The sequence below is a fragment of the Streptomyces sp. NPDC002499 genome, from assembly GCF_053595415.1.
In genome coordinates this window covers 79298-97098 of the sequence record NZ_JBSFXO010000020.1, presented here as the reverse complement: position 1 = coordinate 97098, position 17801 = coordinate 79298, and the positions used below count along the sequence as shown (strand labels likewise).

Annotated in this window: 17 protein-coding genes; 12 read left to right on the top strand and 5 right to left on the bottom strand. The window is 70.8% G+C overall.

Annotation, left to right across the window (positions count from 1 at the left end; all coding sequences use genetic code 11):
• The first annotated feature begins 188 nt into the window (after positions 1-188).
• From tsaB to ACWD5F_RS43970, 4 genes are read left to right on the top strand one after another with little or no spacing between them, the layout of a single operon-like run.
• The gene (gene tsaB / locus ACWD5F_RS43985; RefSeq protein ID WP_451261742.1) at positions 189-848 is read left to right on the top strand and encodes a tRNA (adenosine(37)-N6)-threonylcarbamoyltransferase complex dimerization subunit type 1 TsaB; all 660 of its coding nucleotides are present in this window, start codon (positions 189-191) and stop codon (positions 846-848) included.
• Positions 845-1354 (top strand): ribosomal protein S18-alanine N-acetyltransferase, encoded by a 510-nt coding sequence (gene rimI, locus ACWD5F_RS43980; RefSeq protein WP_401713973.1) that lies wholly within the window; start codon positions 845-847, stop codon positions 1352-1354. The genes tsaB and rimI overlap by 4 nt, the downstream gene beginning before the upstream one ends.
• Complete coding sequence (gene tsaD / locus ACWD5F_RS43975) at positions 1347-2459, top strand: tRNA (adenosine(37)-N6)-threonylcarbamoyltransferase complex transferase subunit TsaD (RefSeq protein ID WP_401713971.1); 1113 nt, start codon at positions 1347-1349, stop codon at positions 2457-2459. The genes rimI and tsaD overlap by 8 nt, the downstream gene beginning before the upstream one ends.
• Positions 2456-2713, top strand: a complete 258-nt coding sequence (locus ACWD5F_RS43970) for a hypothetical protein (protein ID WP_451261741.1) — start codon at positions 2456-2458, stop codon at positions 2711-2713. The genes tsaD and ACWD5F_RS43970 overlap by 4 nt, the downstream gene beginning before the upstream one ends.
• Here ACWD5F_RS43970 and ACWD5F_RS43965 read toward each other — a convergent pair.
• The 3 genes from ACWD5F_RS43965 to ACWD5F_RS43955 form a co-directional block, all read right to left on the bottom strand.
• A complete protein-coding gene (locus tag ACWD5F_RS43965; protein ID WP_451261740.1) occupies positions 2664-3176 on the bottom strand; it encodes a hypothetical protein in 513 nt (170 codons plus the stop codon). The two genes, ACWD5F_RS43970 and ACWD5F_RS43965, sit on opposite strands and share 50 nt — an antisense overlap.
• A 96-nt stretch (positions 3177-3272) precedes the next feature.
• Positions 3273-3911 (bottom strand): TetR/AcrR family transcriptional regulator, encoded by a 639-nt coding sequence (locus ACWD5F_RS43960; RefSeq protein WP_451261738.1) that lies wholly within the window; start codon positions 3909-3911, stop codon positions 3273-3275.
• A complete protein-coding gene (locus ACWD5F_RS43955) occupies positions 3908-4582 on the bottom strand; it encodes a DUF998 domain-containing protein (protein ID WP_451261737.1) in 675 nt (224 codons plus the stop codon). The genes ACWD5F_RS43960 and ACWD5F_RS43955 overlap by 4 nt, the downstream gene beginning before the upstream one ends.
• Positions 4583-4668: 86 nt before the next feature.
• Here ACWD5F_RS43955 and ACWD5F_RS43950 point away from each other — a divergent pair, with 86 nt between their 5' ends.
• Positions 4669-5502 carry a helix-turn-helix domain-containing protein gene (locus tag ACWD5F_RS43950; protein ID WP_451261735.1) on the top strand — a complete coding sequence of 278 codons (834 nt, stop codon included), beginning with the start codon at positions 4669-4671 and terminating at the stop codon, positions 5500-5502.
• Positions 5499-5708 (top strand): DUF397 domain-containing protein, encoded by a 210-nt coding sequence (locus ACWD5F_RS43945; protein WP_451261734.1) that lies wholly within the window; start codon positions 5499-5501, stop codon positions 5706-5708. The genes ACWD5F_RS43950 and ACWD5F_RS43945 overlap by 4 nt, the downstream gene beginning before the upstream one ends.
• Here the strand turns inward: ACWD5F_RS43945 and ACWD5F_RS43940 are convergent.
• Positions 5627-7951, bottom strand: a complete 2325-nt coding sequence (locus ACWD5F_RS43940) for a beta-xylosidase/alpha-l-arabinosidase (RefSeq protein ID WP_451261732.1) — start codon at positions 7949-7951, stop codon at positions 5627-5629. The genes ACWD5F_RS43945 and ACWD5F_RS43940 overlap by 82 nt on opposite strands.
• A gap of 133 nt (positions 7952-8084) precedes the next feature.
• Between ACWD5F_RS43940 and ACWD5F_RS43935 the strand changes: the two genes are divergently transcribed.
• The 4 genes from ACWD5F_RS43935 (at position 8085) to ACWD5F_RS43920 (ending at position 15133) form a co-directional block, all read left to right on the top strand.
• Positions 8085-9155, top strand: coding sequence for a LacI family DNA-binding transcriptional regulator (locus ACWD5F_RS43935; RefSeq protein ID WP_451261731.1), 1071 nt, complete (start codon positions 8085-8087; stop codon positions 9153-9155).
• An 81-nt stretch (positions 9156-9236) separates the two neighbouring features.
• On the top strand, positions 9237-10595 hold the full coding sequence (locus ACWD5F_RS43930; protein ID WP_451261730.1) for an endo-1,4-beta-xylanase: 1359 nt from the start codon (positions 9237-9239) through the stop codon (positions 10593-10595).
• 81 nt (positions 10596-10676) lie between these two features.
• Positions 10677-11729 carry an LCP family protein gene (locus ACWD5F_RS43925; protein ID WP_451261728.1) on the top strand — a complete coding sequence of 351 codons (1053 nt, stop codon included), beginning with the start codon at positions 10677-10679 and terminating at the stop codon, positions 11727-11729.
• A 107-nt stretch (positions 11730-11836) separates the two neighbouring features.
• Positions 11837-15133 (top strand): hypothetical protein, encoded by a 3297-nt coding sequence (locus ACWD5F_RS43920; protein ID WP_451261727.1) that lies wholly within the window; start codon positions 11837-11839, stop codon positions 15131-15133.
• On the opposite strand, the gene ACWD5F_RS43915 is transcribed toward ACWD5F_RS43920, so the two are convergent.
• Entirely contained in the window at positions 15130-15816 is a 687-nt protein-coding gene (locus ACWD5F_RS43915; protein WP_451261726.1) for a TetR/AcrR family transcriptional regulator, read from the bottom strand. The genes ACWD5F_RS43920 and ACWD5F_RS43915 overlap by 4 nt on opposite strands.
• A gap of 85 nt (positions 15817-15901) precedes the next feature.
• Here ACWD5F_RS43915 and ACWD5F_RS43910 point away from each other — a divergent pair, with 85 nt between their 5' ends.
• Positions 15902-17395: an MFS transporter gene (locus tag ACWD5F_RS43910; RefSeq protein ID WP_451261725.1), complete on the top strand. Its 1494-nt coding sequence runs from the start codon at positions 15902-15904 to the stop codon at positions 17393-17395.
• 44 nt (positions 17396-17439) lie between these two features.
• Entirely contained in the window at positions 17440-17796 is a 357-nt protein-coding gene (locus ACWD5F_RS43905; RefSeq protein WP_401713950.1) for a YciI family protein, read from the top strand.
• Positions 17797-17801: the final 5 nt, after the last annotated feature.

Below are 17801 nucleotides of genomic sequence, written 5' to 3'. Positions count from 1 at the left end.
TAGCGATTCCCGGCGACCGTAGCAGTGAACGTCCGCAGGTCCGGGCCGCCGTGCCCGAGTCGTCGCCGGTCCGTTCGGGTGCCCCGCGCGGCCCGCCCTCACAGCCCGTTCGGGCACAGCCCGGGTGTGAATGAGGGCGTGGTGGTGGGACGTCCGACAGGGAGCCCGGGGAGCCGTAGGCTGTTTGTGTGCTCTTGCTCGCTCTGGATACCGCCACCCCCGCCGTCACCGTCGCGCTGCACGACGGTACGGACGTCATCGCCTCGTCGAGCCAGGTGGACGCGCGTCGGCACGGGGAGCTGCTGCTGCCGGCCGTCGACCGTGTGCTCGCCGACGCCGGGCTGAGGCTCGACGCCGTCACCGGGATCGTCGTAGGGATCGGGCCCGGTCCGTACACGGGACTGCGGGTCGGGCTGATGACCGCCGACACGTTCGGGCTCGCGCTCGGCGTCCCCGTGCACGGACTGTGCACGCTGGACGGTCTCGCGTACGCCGCCGATGTCGGGGCGGGGCAGCCCTTCGTCGTCGCGACCGACGCCCGGCGCAAAGAGGTCTACTGGGCGACGTACGCCGACTCGCGCACCCGGCTGACCGATCCCGCCGTCGACCGGCCCGCCGACATCGCCGAGCGGGTGGCCGGGATGCCGGCCGTCGGCGCGGGCGCGCTGCTGTACCCGGACACCTTCCCGCAGGCGCACGAGCCGGAGCACGTGTCGGCCGCCGCGCTGGCGGCGCTGGCCGCCGAGAGACTGGCGGCCGGCGAGGAACTGCCCCCGCCCCGGCCGCTGTATCTGCGCCGGCCCGATGCCCAGGTGCCCAAGAACTACAAGGTGGTCACCCCCAAGTGACCACACCCGCGACCCCACGCCTGCGCGAGATGCGCTGGTGGGACATCGACTCCGTGCTGGAGCTGGAGAAGGAACTCTTCCCCGAGGACACGTGGTCCCGGGGCATGTTCTGGTCCGAACTGGCCCACGCGCGCGGCGCCGAGGCGACCCGCCGCTACGTCGTCGCTGAGGACGGCGCAGGACGGACGGTCGGGTACGGGGGCCTCGCCGCCTCCGGTGACCTGGGCGACGTACAGACCATCGCGGTCGCCCGCGACCACTGGGGCACCGGCCTCGGCGGCCTGATCCTCACCGAACTGCTGCGCGCGGCCACGGCCTTCGAGTGCGCCGAAGTGATGCTGGAGTGCCGGATCGACAACATCCGCGCCCAGAAGCTCTACGAGCGCTTCGGCTTCGAGGCCATCGGATTCCGCCGCGGCTACTACCAGCCCGGCAACGTGGACGCGCTGGTGATGCGTCTGACCGACCCCACGACTTCAGTGCGAGGAACCGAGATCAATGGCTGACACCCGGGACGAGCCGCTCGTCCTCGGCATCGAGACCTCCTGCGACGAGACCGGCGTCGGCATCGTCCGCGGCACCACCCTGCTCGCCGATGCCATCGCCTCCAGCGTCGACGAGCACGCCCGCTTCGGCGGTGTCGTCCCCGAGGTCGCCTCCCGGGCGCACCTGGAGGCGATGGTGCCGACGATCGAGCGCGCGCTGAAGGAGGCGGGGGTGAGCGCGAAGGACCTGGACGGGATCTCGGTCACCGCGGGCCCCGGGCTCGCCGGCGCCCTCCTGGTCGGCGTCACCGCCGCCAAGGCGTACGCCTACGCGCTCGGCAAGCCCCTCTACGGCGTCAACCACCTGGCCTCCCACATCTGCGTGGACCAGCTGGAGCACGGCCCGCTGCCCGAGCCGACGATGGCCCTGCTGGTCTCCGGCGGTCATTCGTCGCTGCTGCTCTCGACCGACATCACCTCGGACGTACGGCCCTTGGGCGCGACCATCGACGACGCGGCGGGCGAGGCCTTCGACAAGATCGCGCGCGTGCTCAACCTGGGCTTCCCCGGCGGCCCGGTCATCGACCGGTACGCGAAGGAGGGCGACCCGAAGGCGATCGCGTTCCCGCGCGGGCTCACCGGGCCGCGCGATCCGGCCTACGACTTCTCCTTCTCCGGGCTCAAGACCTCCGTGGCCCGCTGGATCGAGGCCAAGCGGGCGGCCGGTGAGGACGTGCCGGTGCGGGACGTGTCGGCTTCCTTCCAGGAGGCCGTTGTCGACGTGCTGACCCGCAAGGCCGTACGGGCCTGCAAGGACGAGGGCGTCGACCACCTGATGATCGGCGGCGGGGTGGCCGCCAACTCGCGGCTGCGGGCGCTGGCCCAGGAGCGGTGCGAGGCGGCCGGCATCCGACTGCGGGTGCCGCGGCCGAAGTTGTGCACGGACAACGGGGCGATGGTCGCCGCGCTGGGTGCGGAGATGGTCGCGCGGAACCGGGCCGCCTCCGACTGGGATCTGTCGGCGGACTCGTCGCTGCCGGTGACCGAGACGCATGTGCCGGGCCACCACCACGCTCACGACCACGACCATGTGCACGAGGTCAGCAAGGACAACCTGTACTCGTGACCGTCGCGTTGATGTGGGAGGCGCGGGCCGTCGAGGGCCGGGGCGCCGAACTGCTCGCCTGGGCACGGGAGTCGGAGCTGCCGCTGACACCCGTGCGCCGGGAGTCCTTCCGCGGCCCGCAGGACCGCGTCCTCGTCATCACCTGGTGGGACGCGGCCTACGACGCCGAGCTGCCCGAACTCCCGGAGCCGGACGGCGAGTTGATCACACGGCCGGTCCATCGGTGGCGGTTCGAGTCATTGGGGACGGACTAGCGGACGTGTACGACAGCTTCCACGGTTCGTCCCTGCGGTAGCCGCGCCACAGCACCTTGCCGTTCCGGCGCTCCCAACGGGCGGCCACCGCACCCTGGATGAGCCAGTTCAGGCCCAGCATCAGGGGGATGAACACCGCGAACCCGAGGTACGAGGTGAACACGGCGGCGAGCACGAACAGCACGAGCATCCGCACGTAGTAGACGCGGTCGGCCGGCGTGTCGGCACCCGGCCGCGGCACCGCGGCGTCGAACTCCCGCACCTTTCCGATCCACTTGAGCCGGCTCGACCTGAGCAGCGCCGTCGCGACGAGGTAGGCGACCGCGAATGCGGCCGTCACGGCCACGCCGCGGCCCGACATCGGGTCCTCGTCCCGTACTTCGACCGCCACCGTCACGCCGACGGCAATGCCGGCCAGTATCGCCAGCGCGGCCAGCAACTCCTGATGTACGTACCTGCCCATCACGTTCCCCCGTGTCCCCCATGTACTGGATCTCACCAACGGTAGTTCCAGGGCGCCCGGTTCGACCAGCGTTGTACCGGCGCGGCGCCGGTCCGCTCAGGGCTTCGGCCAGGTGCCGAGGATCTGCGCGTCGGTCATCGCGGGCTGCCGCATCGCTGTCGCCGGTTCCAGGCCGAAGCCCCTCAGCAGGACGTCGACATAGCGGAGCCAGGCGTCCGGCGCGACGTCACGGGTGCGGTCGGCGACGGCGCCGATCATGTACAGGTAGGCGTACACGTCGGTGCTGGCGAAGCCCTCGCGGACCGCGCCCGCCGTCACCGCCCGCTCCACCAGGGCGTCCACCCGGCGGCCGAGTTCGTCGCGCATCCCCGCGGCCGGCGCCACCTCCAGGTCCGCGTGGGCGAGGATCACGTCCAGCGCCGGGTCACCGGCCCGCCGGCGCGCCGCCTCCACGAGGTAGTGCCGCAGCGCCTGCCCCGCCTCCGCGTGGTCGGCAGCGGTCTCCGCGAGCTGGAGGAACGTGGTGAACCGCTCGGCGAACAGCGCGTTCATCAGGGAGGCGAGGTCCGGGAAGCGGCGGTACACCGTGCCGACCCCGACGCCGGCCTCGTGCGCGATCTCGTTGAGCGTGGCCACCGAGCCCCGCTCCGCGAACAGGCGCTCGGCCGTGTCCATGATCAGCCGTCGGTTCCGTTCCGCGTCCGCGCGCAGCGGGCGTTGCCTGTCCTCGCTCACACCAAGGCATTCTCCACGACGGCCGATCGGCGCAGGTTCCTGGCCAGCATCAGTGCGCCCGTCACGACGCTCCAGAGCAGGAACGAGTAGACCCCGCCGCGCTCGAACGCCCCGGCGGTGCTCTCCGAGATGCCCGCACCCAGCACACTCACCGGACCCAGGACGCCGACCGTCATGCTGAAGACGCGGTACGGCCTCGGCAGGTCCAGGTTCTTCACCCGTCCCGCCATGAACACCAGCGCGTTCGCGGACAGGACGCCGATCAGCGCCCCCACGAGATGCAGGGCCAGCACGTACGACGCTCCCTCGGGGGAGCCGTGGAAGGTCCCGATCATCACGAACCCCACCGCCTGCGCGACCGCGAGCGTCGTGACCGTCCGACGCGTCCTGCCCTCCAGCACGCGGGCCAGCAGCAGCACGCCGATCGCGAACAGGATCCCCTGCGCCATGAACGACGTGTTCATCAGGTCGTGCGACGGCGAGCAGATCTCGCGGCCCTGGAACTCCACGCCGCAGTCGGGTACGCCCAGGTCGCTGATGTAGTTGGCGGCGTAGCTGTAGGGCGGGTTCTTCCACGCCCCGGCGGTGACCGCCTCCGCGATCACCCACTGGAGAGCGTTCACCACCAGGACGACGGCTCCCAGCGACAGCCAGGTTCTTTTCTGTGTCATGGGATCCACGGTAGCAGTAAGTGGATGGATCTATCCGCTTACGAGATGTGGGTGCGGAGTGGGCCGGGATTCGTCACCCTGAGTGCATGAGTGGTGGCATCGAGGTAGGTGGGGAGCCCGAGGCGTCCGACAGCATGAGGACGTTCGGGGCGTTCGTGCAGGGGCTGCGGGAGCATGCGGGGATGAGCCGGGAGGAGTTGGGGGAGCGGGTTCATCTGTCCAAGCACTCCATCGCGTCCATCGAGTTGGGACGGCGGCTCGCGGACGAGCAGTTCGTGGAGATGGCGGAGCCGGCACTTGGCAACACGGGGGCGCTCCGCAAGGCGTTCGGGAGGGTGGGGCGGCAACCGGGATTTGCGGCGTGGTTCCGGAGGTGGGCGCAGTTGGAACAGGAGGCGGTGAGCCTGGCGACCTATGAATGCCGGTTGATTCCGGGGCTGTTGCAGTCGGAGCCGTATGCGCGGGCGGTGTTCGGGAACAGCATTCCGCCGTTGTCGGACGAGCAGGTGGATGCGCAGGTGGTGGCCCGTATGGAGCGTCAGCGGATGCTCAGGGAGCGCCCCAACACGTCCTTCAGTTTCGTCCTTGACGAGCACATCGTGCGGCGGCAGTTGGGCGGCGCAGAGGTTGCCCGCGTCCAGTTGGACCACATGCTGGGCTACGCACAACTCCGCAACGTGGAGATCCAGGTCATGCCGCTCGACTGCCAGGTGCATGCAGGCCTGGATGGCCCGTTGGCGCTGCTGGAGACCCCGGAGGCAAAGCATCTCGCGTACTCGGAAGGGCAGCAGACAGGCCAGTTGATCACTGACCCGAAAGAGGCCGCCATCCTGCACCGCCGCTATGCGACACTCCGCTCACAGGCTCTCAGTCCCCTGGACTCCGTGAGCCTGCTGGAGCGCATCAGAGGAGAGCTATGAATGGCAGCACCGACCTGGCGTGGTTCAAGTCCAGCTACAGCGGCACCCAGGGCGACAACTGCATAGAGGTCGCCCTCACCCCCGCCACCATCCACATCCGCGACACCAAAGACCGCACCCGCCCTCACCTCACCGTCGGCCCCGCCGCCTGGTCCACCTTCGTCGCACAGCGCAGTACACGAGAAGCGTCCAACTCCCTCAGCTGACCCGTGAGTTGAATGCGTGCCGTATGCCGGATGTCCGCGCTGGACGCCCCGAGCCGTAGCTCCAGCGCACCCGGTTCCACCACTCGAACCCCGCGCCGGTCGGTGAACGCCGACAGGTCCGCGTGGAATCGGAACGTCACCCGGCGAGACTCACCCGGCTCCAACTCCACGCGCTGGTAACCGATCAGCCGGACATCAGGGCGGGTCACCGAGGCCACCGGGTCGTGCAGGTAGAGCTGGACGACCTCCGCCCCCGCCCGCTCCCCGGCGTTCCGGACGGTCAGCGCGAGATCGTACGTACCGTCCGTGCCGATCTCCTGGGCGGAGCCGCCGGTGAAGTCCTCCCAGGCGAACGTCGTGTAGGACCGCCCCTCGCCGAAGGCATACAGCGGAGTCGGGTCGAGGTTGCTGACCTCGCCCGCGAGGCCCAGGGGCGGCTGGAGGTAGGTCCACGGCTGGCCGCCCGGGACGCGCGGGACGCTCACCGGTAGCCGCCCGGACGGGTTGACGCGGCCCGACAGCACCCCCGTGACTGCCGGGCCGCCCTCCTCCCCCGGGAAGAACGCCTGGACCACGGCGGCCAGTCGGCCGTGCCAGCGGCCCAGGGCGTAGGGGCGGCCGGTGAGCAGGACCAGGACCACCGGGACCCCCGTGGCGACCAAGGCGTCCAGCAAGTCGCCCTGGATGCCGGGGAGTTGCAGGTCCGCCACATCGCAGCCCTCGCCGGACGTGCCCCGCCCGAACAGGCCCGCCCGGTCGCCGAGCACCGCCACGCACACGTCCGCCTCCGACGTGCGGGCCACCGCCTCCGTGAACCCCGAGTCGTCCGGGTCGGACACCCCGCAGCCCTCGGCGAACGTCACCTTGGCGTCGGGGAGTTCGGCCCGCAGCGCCTCCAGGACGGTCGGGATGTCGATGCCCATCGGCACCTCGGGGTGGTGGGTGAGCACGTGGGACGGGAAGGAGTAACAGCCGAGCATGGCAAGGGAGTCGGCGGCGCGGGGGCCGACCACGGCGATCCGGGTGTCGGGGGAGAGGGGCAGGACGCCGTCCGGGTTGTCCAGCAGCACCACCGACTCCTCGGCGAGACGGCGGGCCAGCGCGCGATTGGCGGTCGAGTCCAGGTCGATCGTCTCCGTCGGCTCCGGGCTCCAGTCCTCGTCCAGCAGACCCAACTCGCACTTCTGCACCAGCACTCGGTGTGCCGCCCGGTCGACGAGGGCCTCGGGCACCTCACCCGCCCGCACCGCGTCCAGCAGCGGCTGCCCGTAGCACTTCAGCGTCGGCAGCTCCACGTCGATCCCGGCCGCCAGCGCCGCGTGCGCCGCCTCGGCCGGGGTGCCCGCCACCCGGTGCAGGGTCTGGAGGAAGCCGATGCCGAAGTAGTCGGCGACCACCGTTCCGGTGAACTCCCATTCCTCGCGCAGGAGTTGGGTCAGGAGTCCCGGGTCCGCCGAGGCCGGGACGCCGTCCGTGTCGGTGTACGCGGCCATCACCGAACGCGCGCCGCCCTCGCGCAGGGCCAGTTCGAAGGGCGGCAGGGTGATGTCCGCGAACTCGCGGACGCCCGCGCGCACGGGGGCGAGATTGCGGGCGCCCGCCGAGGAGGCGTACCCGGCGAAGTGCTTGAGGGTGGCGATGATCCCGGCCGACTCCAGCCCCCGGACGTAGGCCGCGCCTACGGTCCCGACCAGGTACGGGTCCTCGCCGATGGTCTCCTCGACCCGGCCCCAGCGCGGGTCGCGGACGACGTCCAGGACGGGGGCGAGGCCCTGGTGGACGCCGGCCGCGCGCAGGTCGTGGCCGATGGCGCGGGCCATCTCCTCGACCAGGGGCGGGTCGAAGGTCGCGCCCCAGGCGAGAGGGACGGGGTAGGCGGTGGCGCCCCAGGCGGTGAAGCCGGCCAGGCACTCCTCGTGGGCGATCGCCGGGATGCCGAAGCGGCCCGCCGCCGCGATCCGGTGCTGGGCGCGAGCCAGTGCCCGCGCGCCGAGGGCAGGGTCGACGGGGGCGGTGCCGAAGGAGCGGGTGAGCTGGCCCAGGCCGTGGGTGATCAGCTCGTCCCAGTCGTAGGCGGCGGTCATCTCGCTCTGCAGGGGCGCGACTCCGTCGCCGTCCGTGGCGGCGCCCACCCAGACGCCGTACAGCTGGGCGGTCTTCTCCTGAAGGGTCATCCGGGAGAGGAGGTCGTCGACGCGGGCGGCGGCGGGCAGGGCGGGGTCACGCCAGGGGGCGGTGGTCATGAAACTCCTGCTCTGGTCGAGGGGGTGTGGCTGACCCTCTCGCGAATGTTTCGACGCATCTATCGAATGTTCCGGGAACCTAGGGCGGTGTGTGGGGTTCGTCAAGAGGTCGCGCAGGGATACGATCGCCGCCATGACACCCCCGGAGCCCGTGGAAACCCGGCCGGCGACGCCGACGGCAGGCCGGTCCTCGCAGACCGCGACCCTCGCGGAGATCGCCCGCGAGGCCGGCGTGTCCGCGCCGACTGTTTCGAAGGTCCTCAACGGCCGTGCGGACGTGGCCCCGGCCACCCGCAGCCGCGTCGAGGACCTGCTGCGCGCGCACGGCTACCGGCGCCGCCGCGCCGAGGCCAGCCGCTCGCCCCTGATCGACCTCGTCTTCCACGAACTGGAGAGCGCCTGGGCGATGGAGGTCATCCGGGGCGTGGAGAACGTGGCCCGGGAGCACGGCCTGAGCGTGGTGCTCAGCGAGAGCGCGGGGCGGCTGACGCCCGGGCGGACCTGGGCCGACCAGGTCGCCGCCCGCCGGCCGCACGGCGTGATCCTCGTACTGTCCGGACTCGACGAGTCCCAGCGCGCGCTGCTGACCAGCCGCTCCATCCCGTTCGTGGTGATGGACCCGGCCGGCGACCCCGGTGTGGACGTGCCCTCGATCGGCGCCACCAACTGGCAGGGCGGCCTGGCCGCCACCCGGCACCTGATCGATCTCGGTCACACCCGTATCGGCGCGATCACCGGGCCGACCCGCATGATGTGCAGCCGCGCGCGCGTGGACGGCTACCGGGCCGCGCTGGAGACCGCGGGCCTGCCGGTCGACCCGGCGCTGATCGCGACCGGCGACTTCCATCACGAGGCCGGCTACCGGCACGGTCTGGAGCTGCTGCGCCGCCCGGACCGCCCGACCGCCGTCTTCGCCCTCAACGACCTCCAGGCGCTCGGACTCTACGAAGCCGCGCGGGAGTTGGGGCTGCGCATCCCGGAGGACCTGAGCGTGGTCGGCTTCGACGATCTGCCGATCGCCCGCTGGATCGGGCCGCCGCTGACGACCGTACGGCAGCCGCTGATGGAGATGGCCGAGGCGGCGGGCAAGCTGGTCCTCGACTTGGGGCGCGAGGACCAGCCGCCGGTGGCCACGCGGGTGGAGCTGGCGACGAGCCTGGTGGTGCGCAGCAGCACGGGGGCGCCGCCGGTGGCCGGAAGGTGACGTATTGACGGGTGGTGCGGGCGCGCCCACACTCCTCCGAAGCCAATCGGTTCATCGACCGAAACTTTCGGAGGCACCCGCATGAGATCTCTGAGAACAGGCTTACCGGGAACAGGCTTATCGCTGGCGGCAGTTGTGGTCGGCGCCGCGATGCTGTTCACGGCACCCGTGGCGCACGCGGCCGACACCCCGCTGCGCGATCTGGCCGCCGCGAAGGGCAAGGTCGTCGGTACGGCGGTCACCGGCTCCAAGCTGACCGGGTCGTACGGCGACATCGCGGGGGCGCAGTTCAACTCGCTCACCCCCGGCAACGCCATGAAGTGGGGGTCGGTCGAGCCGACCCAGGGCTCCTTCAACTGGGCGGAGGCCGACCAGATCGTCGCCTTCGCACAGGCCCACAACCAGCAGGTACGCGGCCACACCCTGGTCTGGCACAGCCAGAACCCGAGCTGGCTGACGAACGGCAGCTGGACGTCGGCCCAGCTCGGCACGCTCCTCCAGAACCACATCAACACCGAGGTCGGCCGCTACAAAGGCAAGATCGCCGCGTGGGACGTGGTCAACGAGGCGTTCAACGAGGACGGCACCTACCGCTCGACCCTCTGGTACAACGGCCTCGGCGCCAACTACATAGCGCAGGCGCTGACTTGGGCCCGCGCGGCCGACCCGGCCGCCAAGCTGTACATCAACGACTACAACGTCGAGGGCGTCAACGCGAAGTCGACCGCCCTGTACAACCTGGTCAAGTCCCTGAAGGCGGCGGGCGTCCCGATCGACGGCGTCGGCCTCCAGGCCCACCTGATCCTCGGCCAGGTCCCGGCCACCCTCCAGCAGAACATCCAGCGCTTCGCCGACCTCGGCGTCGACGTGGCGATCACCGAGCTGGACGTACGGATGGCACTGCCGGCGGACAGCGCGAAGCTCGCCCAGCAGGCCGCCGACTACAAGGCCGTGGTCGCCGCGTGCGTGGCCGTCACCCGCTGCGTCAACGTCACCGTCTGGGGCTTCACCGACTCCGACTCCTGGGTGCCGAGCACGTTCCCGGGGTACGGGGCGGCGACGCCGTACGACGAGAGTTACGGGCCGAAACCGGCGTACTACGCGATCGCGGAAGCCTTGGGCGGAGGCACGACGACCCCGCCGACGGGCGCCTGCAAGGCGACGTACGGGGTGAGCAGCCAGTGGAACACCGGGTTCACGGGCCAGGTGACGATCGCCTGCTCCGGGGCCTCGCTCTCCTCCTGGCACGCGAACTGGACCTTCGGGGCGGGCCAGCAGGTCACGCAGGCCTGGAACGCGGTCTGCGCACAGTCGGGCGCGACCGTGAGCTGCGCGAACGCCTCGTACAACGGGTCGGTGCCGGACGGGGGCTCGGTGACCTTCGGGTTCAACGGGTCGTGGAGCGGGAGCAACCCGGTGCCGACTGTGACGCTCAGCTGAGAATGTGAGATTTTCCGAAGAAAACCGTCCTGGGGTGCTTCCCCTAACAGTCTCCTAATAATTCGGACTTACGTTCCTTCCGTGACCGGAGACGAGAGCGGCGACGAGGGCAGACGAACGGGCCGGCGGCCACGCGTGCTGAAGGCCGTCGGCCTCGCTCTCGCGGGCGTGCTGGTGCTGACCGTGGCGGCGGCCGGCTGGGCCTACTGGCATCTCAACAACAACATCAAGAGCGTCGACATCAACAGCGCGCTCGGCGACGACCGCCCGGCCCCGGGGGTCACCACCCCGTCCGCCTCGGCGAGCGCGTCGGCGTCCCCGCTGCCCACCGGTGCCGTGAACATCCTGGTGCTGGGCTCGGACTCGCGCAGCGGCAAGGCGAACCAGGAGCTCGGCGGGGGCGACAGCTCGGGCGCGCGCTCGGACACGGCGATGGTCGTGCACATCGACGCGGGCCGGACCAGCGCCACGGTGGTGAGCATCCCGCGCGACACCTTGGTCACCCGCCCCTCCTGCCCCCTGTCCTCCGGGGGTTCGACGTCGGTGGCGTACAACTCGATGTTCAACAGCGCCTATTCGGTCGGCGGGCCGGTGTGCGCGGTCAAGACGGTCGAGTCGATCACGAACGTCCGCATGGACCACTACATAGAGATCGACTTCGCGGGCTTCGCGAAGCTGGTGAACGCGCTCGGCGGAGTCACCGTCACCACGGACGAGGACATCGACGACGACGACAGCCACCTGCACCTGAAGGCGGGCACGCACCACCTCAACGGAACCCAGGCCCTGGCCCTGGCCCGCACCCGACACGGCATAGGCGACGGCAGCGACCTGGGCCGAATAGGCCTCCAACAGAAGCTGGTGAAGGCCCTGTTGACGCAGATCTCGTCCACGAACCTCCTCACGAACCCGGCCAAGCTCTACGAGGTCGCCGACGCGGTCACGGACAGCCTCACGACCGACACGGGCCTGAACTCGTTGAGCGAACTGATGCGTCTCGGGCAGAGCCTGAAGTCGTTGTCGGCGAGCGATCTCAAGACGGTGATGATGCCGGTGGTACCGGCACCGTCGGACTCGAACCGGGTGGTGGCGAAGGAGCCGGCGGCGAGTGATCTGTGGGAGTCGTTGCGCTGACGAGCAGTGGTCACCCGTAAGGGGGCGTTCCGTGCGAAGCGGGCGCGTGCGGGGTCGTGCGTGTCCAGACTGAGGTCGTGCTTCGGGGGCCCTTACGGCAGGTGCGTGTGCGTCGGCGACTCGTCCGCATCGGCGTCTTCGCCGCTGTCGGGGCGGGGGCGACCGGCCTTTCGGTGTGGATGCTCGTCGGCGGTGCGTCCGACCATGTCGCCACGGTGGGCGGGCTGTTCGTAGGTATCGCCTCGCTGTTTCTGGCCCTCGTCGATTTCTTCCGCGAGGAGCCGGCCGCGCCCGATCCCGCCGGGTACGCCGACGACCTGGCCCGCACGGTCAGGGCGCAGTGGCTGGAGGAGGCGGAGGCCCGGCGGCTGCGCGATCCCCGGGTGCTGCCGATCGCCTGGGCGACGAGTGGCCGGGAGGTCGCCGACGAACTGCCCTCGGATGCTGTCGGTGGGCGAGTGGTGCGGATGCGGCTGGACGGCCGACTGGACGGGCACTTCGACCGAGCCATCGGTGAACTCGCCGAGGGCTACAGGCGGTTGGGGCACGGGCGGCTTGTCGCCATCGGGGAGCCGGGGGCGGGCAAGACGGTCCTGGCCCTGTTGCTGACCCTCGGACTGCTGGCGTCCAGGGACGCGGGGACGCGTGTCCCGGTGCTGCTGCCCGTGTCCTCCTGGGACCCGTTGCGCGAACCGCTCGACGACTGGATCGTCCGTACTCTCGCCGTCCCGTACTACGGGGGCGATCCGGAGATCCCGCGCAGCCTGCTCACGCACGGTCTGCTGCTTCCGGTGCTCGACGGTCTGGACGAGATCCCGGAGTCCGCTCGGCGGGGTGCGATCCGTGGCATCAACCAGGCGATCGGCTCGGACCGGCCGGTCGTCGTGACCTGCCGTGCCGTGGAGTACGAGGAGTTGATCCGGGGTGGGGCTCCGCGGCTGCGGCGGGCGCCGGTGGTGGAGGTACTGCCGGTGCCGCCCGCCGACGTCATCGGTTACCTCCGGGACCTGGACTGGCCGGACGGCGTCCGCTGGGACGGCGTCTTCGACCGGCTGCGCGCGGAACCGCCGGGGCCGGTGGCGGAGGCGCTGTCGACGCCGTTGATGGTGACGACGGTTCGGCTGGTGTACCGGCGTGGGGGCCGTGATCCTGCCGAGTTGGTGGACGAGGAGCGGTTCGACTGCCGGTACGCGGTCGAGGACCACCTGACGCACCAGGTGGTGGAGGCGGCGTACGCGTCCGAGGACGCGCGGGAGGGGGGACGGTGGAGTCCTGAACAGGCGCGGCGATGGCTGACGTTCCTCGCCCGTCATTTGCATGAGCATCGGGAGCGGGATCTGGCTTGGTGGGTGGTGGGGGCGCGGTTGTTGCCCATGTGGGCGGGGCCGGTCGTGGTGATGGGCGTGGGGCTGGTGCTCGCGTGCGTCGCGGTCGTCTGGGCCGGGTCGGAGAACGCGTTCGCATCGGCCAGTGCCGCCGCGACAGTGGCGCTGTTGGCCACAGGGGTGTTCACCCTGATCGGTTCCGTCCTCTGGTACGCGGCGGGCAGTCCGTCGCCGGGCCGGCTGTCATGGTCTCTGAGCGGGTCCGGGCGGAGGCTTTGGCGAGGGTTCCGTGGCGGTGCGGTACTGGGCGCCGCTTTCGTCGTCCCCGTCGCGGGCGGTGTGACCTTGGTGAACGTACTGGACAACACGCTCGGTGCGGGCACCCTGCAAGGTGCGGAGGCGCTCGCTAAATTCCTCGTCGTGTGCGCGGCGCTCAGCGTCGTGATCGGACTGGCACTCACCGCGCACGGTTGGCTCAACGCGCCGCCGTCCCGGGCCGCCCAGGTGAGCCCCGCCAACTCGGTTCAGCAGGACCGGCGTTCGGCCTTGGCCGGGGCTGCGCTGGCGGGCTTGGTCTTCGGTGTGCTGGTCCTGTACGGCCTGCGGGCGGGGTTGCTCGGCGGCGGTCTGCTCTTCGGCTGGGCGGCCGACTGGCCGGGCTGGCCCGGGGGCGCGCGTCTCGGGGACTACACATGGGCGGAGTGGCGCCAGAACGGTCACGAGTACGGCAGAGGCGCCTTCGGGGGCGCGGTGGTACTGCTGTTGCCCGGATCCGTATTCGCCGTCTTCGTCGTGCTCACCCGGGCCTGGCCGCGCTTCGTCGTGGCCCGGTGGTGGCTCGCGCTGAGGGGCCGGTTGCCCTGGCGACTGATGGCCTTCCTGGCCGACGCCAGGCAGCGGGAGATCCTCCGCCAGTCCGGCGGCACTTACCAGTTCCGGCACATCCGGCTCCAGGAGGCACTCGCCGGGCAGAGGACCCGTGACCGGACTCCGCGGAGGACCGAGTCGGAGAGTGTGCGCCGACGGGTCGTGCTGGCGGCAGGGCTGGTTGCCGCGTGCACCAGCACCGGGGTGGTGCTGACGCGTCATCGGGACCAGAGCAGGGTGGTGTTCGCGGACTCCGACAGGCGGTCCCTGTCGGCCGTGGCGTTCCGGCCGGGTAAGCACGAATTGGTGTGGGGGGCGAAGGACGGCCGGATCTGGTGGGGCAACGTGTTCTCGGGAGGGCGGCTTCTCTTCGATCCCGGCCGCATGGTCCGTCCCGGCTGGAAGAAGGCACTGCCTGACGTCCGTTCCCTGGCGTTCGACCCTACCGGCAGGCGATTCCTGGCCGTCGGGAGCGGTGAGTCGTTGGAACTCTGGGACGTCCGGCAGCAGCCTCCGACCCTGCTGAACCGCCGACGGGTGGGAAGAGTCGACCGTCTCGTCTTCCACCCCTCGGGTGGCTACGTCGCCGGCGTCGCCACGTCCCCGTACACCGGCCTGGACGTGCCCTTCGTGAGCCGCGTCGGATCCGATGGTCGCCCGCATGCCTTGACGATCAGAGACGTCCAAGAGGAAGCCGGAAGCGCCTTGGCGTTCCTGTGCCACGGAGAGCTGGTGGTGAGTGGCGCCCATGTCGTCGCCCTGCGCTCGCCGTACGAGGGGATGGAGCCTCACCGGCTCTTCGTACCGCCGCGATACGACCTGAACGGCGCGTACATCAACGGCCTCTCACCCGGCCTGGTGGCCAGTCCCCATGACGACTGCCTCTACGTCTCGGGTTTCCGCGGCGAAATGTGGCGGCCCGATCCCCAGGGCAACTGGTACCTGACCGCCGGAGAGCTGCCCGCTTCCTCCGCCGCGATCTTCCACCCGAACCAACCCGTCCTCGCGGTCGCCGTCATCAGCGCCGACCCCGAAGGGCTCCGCACCGCCGGCACCGTCGAACTCTGGTCCACGAACAGCACCCCGCAGCGCATCAAAACCCTGCATGGCCACATGGAGAAGATCACCTCCATGAGCTACAGCTCCGACGGCACCCTTCTCGCAACCGCCAGCACCGACGGCACCGTCCGCCTCTGGGACGGCCTCCCCTAACCCTCCGCCCCCAGCAACCCTCGTACCACTCCCCGAAGTTGCCCCTCCACGTCATACCCCCCAGTGATCTCCTCCCACCGCCCGGCCACCGCCGCCAGATGCGGCAGCTCCTCCGCGTCCTCTTCCGTGACCAGCGAGGACATGAACGGTCGCCGGTCGGGGGCCGCAGCCCGGCGTTCCTCCGCGCGGTGGAAGACGAGGGCGCCGTACACCACGTACCAGACCGTGCGGTACGTGTGGACCGCCTCCGTCGGAGACAACCCGCATTCCTCCGCCGCACCGATGATCCCTTCCGGGATCCACAGCGCGCTGCGGTCCGTGAGGTCGCCGAGGCCCAGGACGTCGACGATCCAGCTGAACCGGCTGATGCCCGTGTAGGTGTGGAGCGCGATCGTGACGATGCGTTCGCGTGGGTCCGCAGGGAGGACCGGGCGCGGGATCGACGCCGCCATCCCCGACAGCGTGAGCATCAGCAGCTCGTCCTTGTCGCGCACGTGGTGGTAGAGCGCCATCGGCGTGGCGCCCACCTCCTTCGCCACCCGGCGCATCGACACCGCCTCGACGCCCTCCTCCTGGAGGATGCGCCGGGCCACCGCCACGATCTGGTCCGCCTCGATGCGACGCGGCCGGCCGACGGCGCGCTTGCGTACCACCGGGACCTCTGGGCTTGGTTCGTCTCCCACGGGCGCATTCTCTCGCGGCCGGTTCCAGTACCTGTCCGAGCAGCCCCCTGGTTAATTTATGTACGCGTATATTAATCTGCTGAGCATGGTGGATTCGCAGACACGCACATCACAGACACGCACCTCCCGTTGGCTGCTGCCGGTGCTGCTGACCGTGCAGTTCCTGGTCTCCCTCGACATGTCCGTCGTCAACGTCGCCCTGCCGGACATGGGTACCGGCCTCGGCTTCGGCGGCGACTCGCTGTCCTGGGTCGTGAACGCGTACGCCCTCACCTTCGGCGGGCTGTTGATGCTGGGCGGGCGGCTCGCCGACGTCGTGGGGCGGCGGCGCACGCTCATCGCCGGGTTCGCGGTCTTCGGAGCCGCGAGTCTCGCCGGCGGACTGGCCCAGGCGCCGGGGCAGTTGATCGCCTGCCGGGCCGTGCAGGGCGTCGGGGCCGCCGCGCTCGCGCCCGTCGCGCTCACCCTCATCACCGTCAACTACGCGGCGGGCAGCGCCCGTTCGCGTGCCCTCGGCCTGTGGGGCGCCGCCGGTGCGGCCGGCGGTGCCGTCGGCGTGCTGGCCGGCGGGCTGCTCACCGACTGGGCCGGCTGGCGTGCCGTCATGCTCGTCAACGTGCCGGTCGTCATCGCCGTGCTGGCCCTCGCTCGTACCGCCGTACCCGCCGACCGCCGGGCCGATGGACCCCGGCCGAGGCTCGACCTCGTCGGGGCGTTCCTGGTCACCGCCGGGACCACCCTCCTCGTCCTCGGCCTGGTGCGCACCGAGGCGTACGGCTGGACTTCCTGGCAGACCGAAGTGGCCCTGGGCGGTGCTGTCCTGCTGCTCGTCGCCTTCGCCGTGGCCGAGCGGCGGGTGCGGCAGCCGTTGCTGCGGCTCGGGCTGCTCAGGGGTGGTCCGGTGCTCGCGGCGAACGTCTTCGCGCTGATGATGACCGCCGGACAGTTCGCCGCCTTCTACTTCACCTCCCTCTATCTGCAACAGGTCCTCGGGTTCGGGGCCACCGCCACCGGCAGCGCCTTCCTGCCGTTCTGCGTCGGGATCGTGGTCGCCTCGGTGGTCGCCGCCAAGACGGTCGCGCGGGTCGGGCCCCGGGCGCTGCTGGTGACGGGCGGGCTGCTCGCGGCCGCGGGCATCGCCTGGTTCGCGGCGGCCCTCGCCGTCGACGGCGGCTTCCTGACCACCATCCTCGGACCGTCCCTCGTCGCCAGCCTCGGCATCGGGCTCTGCTTCGTGCCGCTCGGTACGGCGGCCACGGCCGGGGTCGACCCGGCGGAGACCGGCATGGCGTCCGGCCTGCTCAACACCTCGCGCCAGGTCGGCGGGGCCGTGGGGCTCGGGGTGCAGGTCACGGTCGCCGCGAGCGTCGGCGGGGGAGCGGGAGGGGCGCAAGGGCTCGTCGACGGGTTCTCCGCCGCGTACTGGGTGGCCGCCGGGCTGCTCGCCTTCGGTGCCCTCGCGGGCGGGCTCCTGTACGGGAAAACGTCCCGGCCTGCGGAAACGTACTCCGGGAAAAAATCTTCGAAGAATTCCGGCGGTCGTGTCGATCCGGCCGGATCCCGATCGACGCAGGGGTGAGAGGCCGGGAAGGACCCGGCCCCGCATCGAATGAGGAGGGCACCATGCCCCGTTACCTGTCGCTCGTGCAGATCGACGAGAAGACCGCCCCCGCCGAGGGACCCAGCCCTGAGCTGATGCAGCGCATGGGCGAGCTGATCGAGGAGGTCACCAAGGCCGGGGTGATGCTCGACACCGCCGGTCTCACCCCGACGGCGCAGGGCATGAAGGTGCACTGGGAGAACGGCGAGATCAGCGTCACCGACGGGCCCTTCACCGAGTCCAAGGAGGTCGTCGGCGGCTACGCGATCATGCAGTGCAAGGACCGCGCCGAGGCCCTGGAGTGGACCAAGCGGTTCCTGAAGGTGCACGAGGAGTTCTGGACGGTGACCTGCGAGGTGCGGGAGATCATGGAGGGCTGAGCGGC